This is a genomic window from Sulfolobales archaeon, assembly GCA_038897115.1.
Classification (GTDB): domain Archaea; phylum Thermoproteota; class Thermoprotei_A; order Sulfolobales; family AG1; genus AG1.
In genome coordinates this window covers 83,309-94,852 of sequence record JAWAXC010000001.1, presented here as the reverse complement: position 1 = coordinate 94,852, position 11,544 = coordinate 83,309, and the positions used below count along the sequence as shown (strand labels likewise).

Sequence of the window (11,544 nt, the reverse complement as noted above, 5' to 3'; positions counted from 1 at the left end):
GGGCTCCTCCCTCGTTGAGGGGCTCACAGCTGAGGAGAATATATGGATTGTTGCGAGAGCAGCTGGGATCGATGGGGATGAGCTGGGTGGGGAGGTGATGAGAACAGCTAGAGATCTAGGCTACCAGATAGATCCAAGATCTAGGGTTTCAAAGCTATCGCCAGCCGAGAAACAGGTTCTCGAGGTATCTATAGCGATAAATGCTGGGAGGCTAGCAGTTCTTATGGATGAGCCCACAGCGTTGATGAGCACAGCGTCATCTAAGAGGCTCTTGAAACTCCTCAGAGAGCATGTTGATATGGGTAAGGCCCTTATAATTACGAGCCACAAGATCAGGGAGGTAGCCGAGATCGGGGATAGATATACTATCCTGAGGAGGGGGGCCAGGGTGGCAACGATCATTAAAAGAGATCTAGATGCCAAGAGCACCATAGAGGTTCTGACAAGGCATATGTCTCCACAGGGGCTAGAGACATATTATCATCTAGATACATATGGGGATATAGATCCTGGGGAGGAGATCCTATATGTTGATAGAGTATCGATATCTGATGACAGGGGTATAGAGGTTCTGAGGAACGCTAGCTTTAAACTAAGGCGTGGAGAGATCCTAGCAGTAGTATCTATAGATGGTAGAGGTGTTAGGGAGATATGCGAGGCTATCTACGGGCTTAGAGGGCCGAGGAGTGGGAAGATATATGTTAAACCCGGCACTAGGATCAGATATATACCAAGCGATGTTTCCAGAGCCTCTATACCTGATATGCCGGTTGCTATAAACATCTCCCTAAGATCGATTGTTGCTGGGGGAACAGCGCTTCTAGATCTAGAGGAGATCGGGTTGAGGGCGCGTAGGATTATAGAGGCTTCGAAAGCCAATGTACCATCGATATGGAAGCCTCTGAAAAGCCTCTCAGGTGGAAACGCTAGGAGAGTTATAGCGTGGAGGGAGGCTATGGAGAACCCAGATCTTCTAGTTGTTGAGGAGCCCACAGCGAATCTAGATATAGCATCATCACAAGCCATTGCCATGCTGATCCGCAGCATAGCCTCTAAGGGCGCAGGGGTTCTAGTGGTTACAAGCGAGCTTGAGGATCCCTCGAGGATTGGGTGTAAATGGCTGATCCTTGAAGACGGGGTTCTACTCGATCCCAGCTCATCTAAAAGGGCAGGGGCTATCCCAGAGCCCCTGTGATCCCCATGCTAGCTAAATCCTCTAACCCTGTCATAGGGGTTTTAACAGTGGTCTTAGCACCCCTGCTAGCAATATCAGTACTATCCATAGCCTCGGGCGTTGGTGTTGCCGATACACTCTACTGGATATTCTGGGGAGGATTCTCACCATCTCAGATTTCAGAGGCTATGTTAAGGGCTACACCTATATTGATAACATCCTTTGGGCTTTCACTAGCTTATCTCGCCAGGATATGGAATATAGGTTCCGAGGGCCAGATCCTTCTGGGGGCCATTGCAACAGCATGGATCGGGCTACACCTAGGCGGGCTAGGCGTAATTGGGGTTATAGTCTCAACAATATTTGGAGGTCTCTGCGGAGCCCTATGGGCCTCGATCCCAGGCCTTCTCAGAGCATATAGAGGTGCTAACGAGGTATTTAGCACCTTGATGATGAACTATCTAGCCCTCTACCTAGCTAGCTACCTTCTGCAGGGCCCCCTCAGAAGCCCCACCTCCCTCTTCCCAGAAACAGCTACTCTCAGCAGAGATCTGTGGGTGGAGCCTCTGATCCCAGGTACGAGGGTTAATGCCTTTGTACTTCTCTCACCAGCCTTGATAGCCCCAGCAACATATATACTAGTTGCCAGAAGCACCTTGGGGATCAAGCTGAGGGTTATTGGAGAAGGTGCCGAGAAAGCGAGGTACTTCGGGATAGATGCTGGGAAGGCTATAGTGGCTACCATGTTTCTCAGCGGCTTTTTAGCTGGGATTGCCGGCTCTACAGAGGTTCTCGGAATCCATCATAGGGCTCTACCATCTATATCCCAGGGATACGGCTATCTAGCTATCCCTGTCGCTGTTATAGCTTCCCTCGAGCCCAGGCTGATCCTACCCCTCTCAATCTATCTAGGCGGTGTCGTCAACGGGGTTGAGGTGGCTCAGATGAACCTCTCAATCCCCTCAGGAGCTTCATATATTATCCAGGGGATCCTCCTTATAGCATCTCTACCAATGGCTATGAGGCGGTGAATATGGATCTACCATCTATATCGGGCTTTATAGGAAGCTTACTGGCGATCTCAACACCAATACTCCTTATAGCATCTCTAGAGCTTTTGGTGCAGAGAAGCGGTGTGATCAACCTAGGTGTGGAGGGAGCCATGTTGGTAGGGGCTTTCACAGCATATGTTGTAACGCTATATACATCAAGCCCGCTCCTAGGGCTTCTATCAGCTATAGCATTGGGATCGCTGGTTTCTATTCTATTCGCAATCATGGCAGTATATATGAGGCTAGATCAGATCGTTGTTGGGGTATCAATCAGCATGGTCTCAATAGGGCTCACATCATATCTATACAGGCTCATAGTAGGCTATGGATCTCCCCCCAAGATACAGTCAACACTAATCGATGTGTCAACCCCATTTCTAAGGAGCATCCCAATAGCAGGGGATACCCTGTTCCAGACCCCCCTAACACCTATCTCGCTAGTCCTTCCAATAGCTTTTTGGCTCTTACTGGGTAGAAGCCTGGTAGGGGCTATTATCAAGGCTTCGGGTGAGGATCCCAGTAGGGCTTGTAGGCTAGGCGTAAATGTAGCTATGGTAAGAACTATCCTCCTAGCCCTAGAGGGTATAGCCTCTGGAGCTGCTGGCGCACTCCTAAGCATCGGATACTACGGCTCCTTTTTAGAGAATATGACAGCCGGGCGGGGCTATCTAGCTGTGGCCCTTGTGATCCTATCTAGCTGGAGCCCTGCTAGGCTTCTCCCAACAGTATTGATCTTCAGCCTAATAGAGGTGGCCCAACTCAGATTACAGGCCTCAGGAATCATAGAGATCCCATACCAGCTGGCACTATCAATGCCATATATATTCACACTAGCAATCCTAGCAATATCTAGCGGAGGCAAAAAAGCCCCTAGATCCCTTGGATCCTCTGAATATGAGTGCTAAACAATGATCCCTATAAAAAGATCGATCTGTTAACTAGATCTAACCTATCTAAGCCTAGCAACACCAAAGACAAACCCCAATATAGAACACATCATAAAAAGGGATTATAGCTGAAAGCAACCTCTTTATATCGAAATTATTTATAGATAGGAATAGATCCTAAGATGTTGGGCTTCCTTGCAGCTATGATCTAGATGATTCAGCGGAAGCAGGCTAGAGTTAAGCTATTGGAAAAGATGAAACTGAGTAATATGGTATTAAATTAAAGAGATAATCTATCTCCAGCCTATCCTATAGGCTTCGCTTTAAGCCTCTTTCCTAGCTGCAAATATTGAGTACCATTATTCTTTAATTTATAATTATTTTTAAAGCTTAGTATGTTTTCGTTCCTTTATAATAAGTATCGCTATAATCAATACTGCTAATATAACAATGAAAATCGATATCATGTTCTCAAGAGAGGTTTCTTTGATTGTCACTGTCTCCTTAACTGTTGTATATATATCGCGCGTTTCTGTTGATGTCTCTGTTAAGGTCAACGTCTCTGTTGCCTTAACGAATTCTGTAATTGTGCTGGCTCTCATTGATGTTACTATCAGTGTTTCTGTAGCTGTGGTTTCTATAATTTGCGTTCTTATATATGTGGCTGTTATTGTGGTAGCAGTTATCTGCGTCACCGTTTTAGTTCTATATTGTAGAAAAGATATGAGCTCACCATATCGCCCTTCCGGTGTATAGTAGCTTATGTTAAATACTATAAGCATGTCCTGAGCAATGTTGCCATCAAAAGTGAGTGTGAATATATAGCTATCACCTTTCCCAAGGTAGGGGAGTATGGAGAGGGTTTCGCTAGATGACGAGGTAGGATGGCTATATTCGTGAAAAACACCGTTCACACCACTTGGTAATCTTGCTTTAATCCGTAGAGAGACTGCTGCTCCTCCACTATTGCTCAGCGATATTCTTATAGCCTTATCGCTCGATTCTATATTGATGTTTAATCGTATTGCTTCACTAATTGGCTCGCTAGATCCTTTATATCGATAGGCATATTTTCTAGTGATTTCCATGAAGCTAAATCCATACTCGAGGGAGGGCTCTATCTCTGTTCCCTCGTTCCAATCATTGAAGGTTGTTATCATTACCGCATGTGGCTTCTCGTCTAAGACAACCCTCCATTGGTTCTCATATATCATTCCATTAAACCTATCTCCTCCAAGGTACTTCCTAGTGCCGAAGCCCCAGCCATTTACACCCTCATCATCAAACCCTGGCCATACGCCGGCGAGAAAGATTCTGCCTGGATATAGTGATGCGTATTCCCGGAGTATCTTTGATATTTCCCGCAGCCTATCCCATGATGTGATACCTTTTGACTCTATCCAGAGAGGTTCCCACTCATAGATGCCGGTGAAGTGTGTCAGTAGCAGTGGATCTATACCCTCGGTTATATGCACAGCCTCGTATCCTTCCTCGCGTAGTCTTTGAAACACATAATCCCACTCCTTTATAGTGAGTAGAGAGGGCCAGAAATAAAATATAACAGGCTTATGGTTCACCTTGAGATAAGCCGGATGCCCGGCATACTTTGATAGGATATACTTCAGGTCGTTAATTACATCCCTTATTCTATCACTACGAGATCCGTATCCCCACTCCATTCTGATCTTGGGCTCGTATTCAATTGCTATCTTGAAGCCCATTTCCTCAGCTATTGAGAGGTATAGGTTTACAGAGCTATCCTCGAAGGAGCCGGGGCCATACCAGTCTATAGCAAACGCGTCTATTCCTGCATACTTACTTATTTCTATATGATACTTAATAACCCTCGGATCTCTGGAGTCGTATGGCCCTATTAGGGGATAATGGGCTGAGGCTATGACCCTCTTTCCATCTATAACCTGGTTGGGATCTCTGCCGGGCCATCTCCAGTGATTCCAAGACGGCATACTGGAATACCAGTTATGATACTCACCTATAACGATCCTTGGAAAACTGGTGTTAGCACTCGCTTCTCTCAGGTTTACCCTAATGCCCAGCAACTCGTTAAAAACAATCTCAGCTATAGCAGCCGCCCTAAGCACTATATTTGTCTCACCACCTGTCATGAAGACTCTAGCTACAAGTCCCTTGCCCACACCAATAATCACAGGATCATAGAGCTCATTACCATCTACTAAGCATCTACCCAGCGGTTTAACTACTGAGGATCCAGGTCTTATAGGTCTTGCCGAGAAAGCAGGCAGGATCGTGTCTACAACGCCTGGAAGGCTATCGCGGGATATAAAGCTAATAGTACAGTTTATAGCAGGAACAGCCGTGACCAATGATTCTCCGTAGAGGAGGTATGTCTTATCGCCTACAGCAAGTTTACTACCATTAGAATATCCTACATAGAACAGCTCCATGTCACCCGTCCACACGAGAATCCCTCCATTTAGAAGCCACTTGATCAACAAAGAATCTATATCGCCACTCCACACAGTATCCGGAGCTATATCATGGGCCATTATTAGGATCCCCCGCCAACTACTAGAGAGAAGAGTCTTGAGACCCTCAGCATCAACTATTTGCAAACTTAAGTTAAACAGTCCAAACAAGTCTACGAAGTATTTTTTGATGAAGAAGGATTCCTCTGGAGAAAGCCAGCTATTCGGATATCTAGGATCATAAAATATCGCAACACCATATCTCGCCTCTCCGAAAACCATGCCCCACATAGAGGTATTTCCTAAGCGATCCTCGGGCTGAGATGGGAATATGTGTATAGATTGGGCTATCGAAGGGAGTAATATGAGAGTTAATATGATAGAAAGACACGGTTTCATAAATAATATCTTCAAATTCAACCATCCATAATAGATTAGAGGGCTAGCCATATTAAAATATTACGGTCTCAAGATGCAGATCTAGATGAAGAATTACTATTACACGTTACATGAGATAGGTTCTTGCATATGTATAACTGTGTTTATGGAAATCCCTACATAGTTAGAAAATGATACTTCAATAAAAGATTCCTTTGTTCAATTAATTAAATTTTAAACAACATATGAAATAAAGCGATTATTTCAGATCCTAGAGGGAAGAGACATAATAACATATAAAGATGAATAGGTTCAACAAAATGCCCTTAGAGGATGATTTCCTATATCTTTATTTTGGGATCAAAAATAATGGAATTGCTCGAGAAGGGAAAGTAAATGAAATACTATCTATAATAAGAGAACATAATGTTTGTTTCGTTTTTATTAGCTATAGAGGGTTTTCCTCTAACTTATAAAATTAATATCTCCTCCCATTTTTGAGAATGTTTCTATATTTAAAGTGAAATACTAGCCACTTCTTATGAAATTTAGTAATACTTCCAAATATTTTTTATATTCTTCTCTATCAGGTTCTATCTGAGTATATTCATGCCATTCGTTGAAAGATGTGATTACAACCACTGAAGGATTATATTTTTTTGCTATTTGTAACTGCTCAATAAACCTTTTTTCACTTTTTGGAAGTGGATAATTTGTAGACCTTACTGCAGAATCATCAAAACCGGGAATTACTGATGGTAGGAAATCTACATTTAACTCCTCTGCTACTGTAGACCATTCTTTATATTTTTTATCTAAATTATATTCAAAGTTCTTTAGAATTTCTGGTACGTTTGTATGCATGTTATAAGAAGTTATCCCATCAAATACTTTAATTCTATCTTTCTCGGAAGAAGGATTCTGCCAATAAACTAAGTCAGCTAATAAATATAATTTCATTTCTTTACGCAATATACTAATAACATTTTCTATATCTCCTTTATATATCCGCGCCAAGTATAGTTCTATAACAGGGGATTCTTTTATATAAAGATAATTAGGGGAGTTAAAATAGTTTTTCGCTAAATATTTTAAATCGCTTAATAAGATGTTCACATTATCTGGATCATTCATATCTATGTATATTTCATCTTTCTCATTTCTTAATACTTTTAGTCTTCCTAAAGATTCGTAAAGTATACCAATTCTAATATTATCAGCTAGAGGATTTTCGAGAATTTTTCTTAAAGTTAAGTCTTCAAAAGAGTAAGGACCCCACCAACTTATAAGAAACGCGTCGATACCATGACCAGTTGCCCAATCTATATGTTTACTTATTACTATAGGATCTTGAGAGTCATAATTACCTAAAAGCGGATTTCCCTTATAACCTTCATTCCAATGTCTAGAAGTAGAGTACCATGGATAATAGTGAACTATAACCAATATATTATCTAGTTTTGCAACATTCTCATACTGCCTTATATATGGTGTTTTTGTTTCAAATACCCCCACATTCCCAGCTAGATCCCTGGCAATCACTATTATTCTATATTCTCTACCACCCACTATATCCCTGATCTCCACCTCGAAATCCTCCTCCAACTCATCGAACCCCCCGTCGACAGGCTTCAGAATATATGTTCTCTCATTCTCAGGTGGGAATACCCTGTCATAGTCCTCAGGCCTCATCCCATAGCCTGTTATGAAGTAATAGTATCTCTCGGGGATAAACCTTAGCTCAACATAAGCTATCGGCGATCTATCATCGAAAACGCTAAACCAAACCCCAATATCATAGATCTTATCATTGATAACCCTAGAGGCATCCCAGCCAAAACCCCTAACCACAGGAGGCGATCTATCATAACGCCAGGGCTCGAGAACATTCGTAACAGTGTTCGTAACAGTAGCAGTCGAAACCCACGACACAGTCGAAGTAACAGTCTCCCTCCTAACAACAGGGATCTCAACAGAATATGTAAGGGTAGAGGCATAGGTAATAGTTGAGAAAACAGAAACAGAATAGACAACCCCAGAAACAACAGTAGTCGCAACCCTCCCCACAGAGGATCCAGAGAAACCAAGATAATACCCAGCAAAACCAGCAAAAACAAAACCAATAATAAGAAGCACAGCAAAAACACCAGCCCTTTGAACCATAGAAACACCAAATACTAATAAACAAAAATATTTATAATAAAAAAACTGGTGAAAAGCAGGAAACATATCCCCCAGAAGGCAGAGCGTTTCCCCTCCCACAGTATTTGTGATTGGGGCTAGCCCTTGGTGTAGGATTATCAGCTTTGCTTACATCCCATGGGGCTTTGTCAAGGGTAATGTCATAGGCCTCCCACCTAATGTATTGCCTGCTACCCCTTAGCGCGGTGCTAATCACTGGGGCAGCTCTATGTATCAACCAAGTAACCATGAGTGGTTAAAGATATTTTTAAATATATCGTTAGATCAGAAACAGTCTACACGGTTTTTGTCTCGACCTGGCTGGATGTTGTTCTCTGTGGCTTTGTTGTTTCTAGCTTTTCTAGGTCTCTCCATATCTCTATCTCCATCTTGTTTATTATTATGTAGTGTCTATTCTGCTGGCTGCTGTCTATGTATATATATCTAGATCCCCATGGGAGTTTATGGGTTTTAAACCCTCCCGAGTGCATATGCCCATTAATCACTAGCATCGGTCTTATGATCTTTATTGCTTCTAAAGCTGTTCTAGACCCTATACCCTCCACCATGAATGGGAATAGGTTTGGCAGATAAGGCGTCTCGTGGATTAAAAGGATATCTACTATATCACCTGCAAGCCTCCTAGCTATTTCCAGGAACTCCTCGGGTTTCCTCCTAGGAACCCCTTTTCTCTGCCTGCGACCAGTTGATATGATCCCGTTTATGCCTGTGACACGGAGACCTCCTATATCATATATCCTGCCATCATCCATAAGCACTGGTAGATATTCATCGGATCTAATATTATATAGCTTTGAGAGAACCTCCATATTCTCGTGATTACCATAGATAGTTAGGACAATCACTTTTCTCAACAGCATGTAGAACTCACCAACATTAACAGCAGTACCCCAGTCACCGCATGAGAGGAGATATTCAGGACTATGATAATCAACAATAGATAAGAGCCACTCCCAAGCCCTACCCTCATCAAAACCCCTAAAGACCCTCCTATCATAGTGTAGATCGCAGATAACCATGATCCTCAAGGCAAGCCACCCACAGGTTGGAAGAGCTATATATATTAATTCTCCTCGATAATCTATCTTGGTAGTATTGTTGAGTATTGTTGCTGAGGCTATGCTTTCAAGGGTTCTTGATGAGGCTGTGAATAGAATTGCCAAGAAGGTTGCCCAGGGTAAGAAGCTATCTGATCAAGAGATAGTTATACTATATCTAGACATCATCATGAGATCTAACGAGAAGAGGTTTGAGGCTATTGATAAGAGATTCGATGATCTTAAAGAATATGTTGATAAGAGGATCAACGATCTCAAGGACTATGTCGATAAGAGGCTTGAATCACTTGAGAAGAGTGTTGATAAGAGACTCGACTCCCTCGAGAGAAGGGTGGAGCTCGTATATAACGAGGTGTCATCGATAAAGACTGATATTATAAAGATGATGAAGGAGTATATGGAGAGGCTATACGGTGGGAAGAAGAGTTGAATCAAAACCCATAGATGATCCTCTAGCTCTTTCTAGCTAGTGCCTCTACAAGCCTGTTTATTATCAGATCCCTCAGGCTATCCATGCTTGTTCTTAGCTGCTTCATATCAGCCTCTAAACCCTCAACCCTTTTCTCAAGGGCTTCAACCCTCTTCTCAAGAAGCTCGATCCTCATGGTTAGGTTTTTCTCAAGCATATCCATTCTCTTCTCAATAGATTCCATCTTCTTCTCAATGGAATCCATTCTAGCTGAGAGACTCTTCTCCAACGCCTCCATCCTCGCTTTTAAGCTCTCCTCAAGACTGGACATTCTAGCCTCCAAAGTCCTTCTAGTAGCCTCCATAAGTAGGAAGCCTACCTCCCAGTCGCTCAGCTTCTCACCCCTGACAGCCTTATCAACAATTCTCCTAGCATATTCTGTAAGAATAGATGCTATAACATCAACACCTATAGAAGCTATATGCTCAGCCATCAACCATCAAGAGATAATCGCCTTAACAGTATATAAATATATCCTTGTCTAGCCTTAGCATGCTTAATAGAAACAACTGGAAACTAAGATCAGGGAGCATCTTAGCAGGAGGGCTTTCGCCTCTTATTGTTATGCCTGTGTGTTGCTGATCCAGCTTAGGAATGGCTCTAGGGTATCCGAGGCTGTAGATGCAGCTATAAAGTTCGCTGATCAGAGGGTGAATGAGGTCTATGTGAGAGTTAGGAAGAGGAGGGATGAATATGAGAGGGGTCAGGTCTTCATCGCAGTTGATATATGTCACCGCTCGCCCTCCTACCCCCTATCTGGCTCTCCATGTCCCCGAGGGGAGGCTAGCTCCCGTAGGCGGCATGGAGAGCCTCATCGGCTGACCTCCTCCCCTCGCATTGCTCATAGAGTTCATAGTGTCAGCCTCAATACCCATTTATAGCAGAAAAGATCATAAGCACCACCCAAGAACGCTATCAACAAACATAAACCAACATAAAACCAAAAACCGCAGCCAAAGGCATAAGAAGCTAGACTACATACTAGCATACACATAGATAAAAACAGCAGAGGAAGCACTAAGAAGCATTAAATGAGAGGTTTTTGCTATGGTCTTGAAGGTGCTGAGGAGATAGAGCTATAGCTCTCCTTACTCTTTTAAGTTATTTATATCTGGGTATATGTGTAGCAGCAGAGGAGAGGATCAAGAGGGAGGATAGGGACATAGTTCATTTCTAGAATGCATAACTATGAGACATATCTCGGCGGGTTTGTTGATCGTGAGGAGAGGTTAGAAACATAGTTGCTAGAAAGGGTGTTGTTAAGGGAGGTGGATCACAGTTCTCTATGGATCCTCATCATCGATCCTGGCTATGTCCAGGACTGTTAGCTTAGTAATGGTTTTTAGATTTCCTTGGTTGTTACAGCTTCTTGGCGATACTTTTGGTTATAAAGCGATTTTCTTAGGCTGTTTCGGACTTAGCGATAAATTTAGATACCTCTAGTCACTCTAATTACTTAGTTGAGACAGAGGGCTGCCCCAGTGATTCGCGATGCGTTGAGGGGCAGCGGAAAACATACAATAGATGGGAGGGGGTATGGCGTTCCCCTCGACAGAGCCTCATGGGGTGTTGGTGAAGCTGGTGATCCTACACCGAAGGCTAGCCCCTTTCACAAATACCTGAGAGGGGAAACGCTATCCGCTACTCTTATATATTTGAGTGCTACTATATATGCTGATGCTGTGTGTTTATCTAGCCCTAGTTTTCTTCCTATCTCTGCTCCCAACTTCGATGTGTTAGCCGGGTTCGCTAGGTAGACTTTGAAGCCGTATTTCATTGCCATGATGCTGGTGTGTTGCAACAGTTTTTCTTCGGAAACTTGTAGATTTTGCGGTTAACACTATCAGTAGATGCTAATCTTATATTACGATTACCTT

The 11,544-nt window shown here is 43.0% G+C and carries 8 protein-coding genes; 4 read left to right on the top strand and 4 right to left on the bottom strand.

The features are described from left to right. The 3 genes from QXE01_00450 to QXE01_00440 form a co-directional block, all read left to right on the top strand. Nucleotides 1-1,195, top strand: a 1,195-nt coding sequence (locus QXE01_00450) for an ATP-binding cassette domain-containing protein (protein MEM4969702.1), incomplete at its 5' end; no start/stop codon positions are given. A gap of 5 nt (nucleotides 1,196-1,200) precedes the next feature. Beyond that, the gene (locus QXE01_00445; GenBank protein MEM4969701.1) at nucleotides 1,201-2,205 is read left to right on the top strand and encodes an ABC transporter permease; all 1,005 of its coding nucleotides are present in this window, start codon (nucleotides 1,201-1,203) and stop codon (nucleotides 2,203-2,205) included. Between the two features lie 2 nt (nucleotides 2,206-2,207). Then, complete coding sequence (locus QXE01_00440; protein ID MEM4969700.1) at nucleotides 2,208-3,131, top strand: ABC transporter permease; 924 nt, start codon at nucleotides 2,208-2,210, stop codon at nucleotides 3,129-3,131. Between the two features lie 365 nt (nucleotides 3,132-3,496). On the opposite strand, the gene QXE01_00435 is transcribed toward QXE01_00440, so the two are convergent. The 3 genes from QXE01_00435 to QXE01_00425 all read right to left on the bottom strand — a co-directional run bounded on the left by QXE01_00435 (nucleotide 3,497) and on the right by QXE01_00425 (nucleotide 9,159). Then, complete coding sequence (locus QXE01_00435; protein ID MEM4969699.1) at nucleotides 3,497-5,851, bottom strand: endo-1,3-alpha-glucanase family glycosylhydrolase; 2,355 nt, start codon at nucleotides 5,849-5,851, stop codon at nucleotides 3,497-3,499. Between the two features lie 615 nt (nucleotides 5,852-6,466). Continuing rightward, nucleotides 6,467-8,101, bottom strand: a complete 1,635-nt coding sequence (locus tag QXE01_00430; GenBank protein ID MEM4969698.1) for a glycoside hydrolase family 99-like domain-containing protein — start codon at nucleotides 8,099-8,101, stop codon at nucleotides 6,467-6,469. Between the two features lie 314 nt (nucleotides 8,102-8,415). Then, the gene (locus QXE01_00425; protein ID MEM4969697.1) at nucleotides 8,416-9,159 is read right to left on the bottom strand and encodes a hypothetical protein; all 744 of its coding nucleotides are present in this window, start codon (nucleotides 9,157-9,159) and stop codon (nucleotides 8,416-8,418) included. A gap of 79 nt (nucleotides 9,160-9,238) precedes the next feature. Here QXE01_00425 and QXE01_00420 point away from each other — a divergent pair, with 79 nt between their 5' ends. Further along, nucleotides 9,239-9,628 (top strand): hypothetical protein, encoded by a 390-nt coding sequence (locus QXE01_00420; GenBank protein ID MEM4969696.1) that lies wholly within the window; start codon nucleotides 9,239-9,241, stop codon nucleotides 9,626-9,628. Nucleotides 9,629-9,650: 22 nt separating this feature from the next. Here QXE01_00420 and QXE01_00415 read toward each other — a convergent pair whose 3' ends face one another. Beyond that, on the bottom strand, nucleotides 9,651-10,100 hold the full coding sequence (locus tag QXE01_00415; protein MEM4969695.1) for a hypothetical protein: 450 nt from the start codon (nucleotides 10,098-10,100) through the stop codon (nucleotides 9,651-9,653). Nucleotides 10,101-11,544: the final 1,444 nt, after the last annotated feature.

Bases quoted from the DNA above. Each gene is read 5' to 3' on its own strand.
- QXE01_00415 (MEM4969695.1), bottom strand. From the start codon at position 10,100: ATGGCTGAGCATATAGCTTCTATAGGTGTTGATGTTATAGCATCTATT.
- QXE01_00445 (MEM4969701.1), top strand. From the start codon at position 1,201: ATGCTAGCTAAATCCTCTAACCCTGTCATAGGGGTTTTAACAGTGGTC.
- QXE01_00425 (MEM4969697.1), bottom strand. From the start codon at position 9,159: ATGGTTATCTGCGATCTACACTATGATAGGAGGGTCTTTAGGGGTTTT.
- QXE01_00440 (MEM4969700.1), top strand. From the start codon at position 2,208: ATGGATCTACCATCTATATCGGGCTTTATAGGAAGCTTACTGGCGATC.
- QXE01_00435 (MEM4969699.1), bottom strand. From the start codon at position 5,851: ATGTGGGGCATGGTTTTCGGAGAGGCGAGATATGGTGTTGCGATATTT.
- QXE01_00430 (MEM4969698.1), bottom strand. From the start codon at position 8,101: ATGGTTCAAAGGGCTGGTGTTTTTGCTGTGCTTCTTATTATTGGTTTT.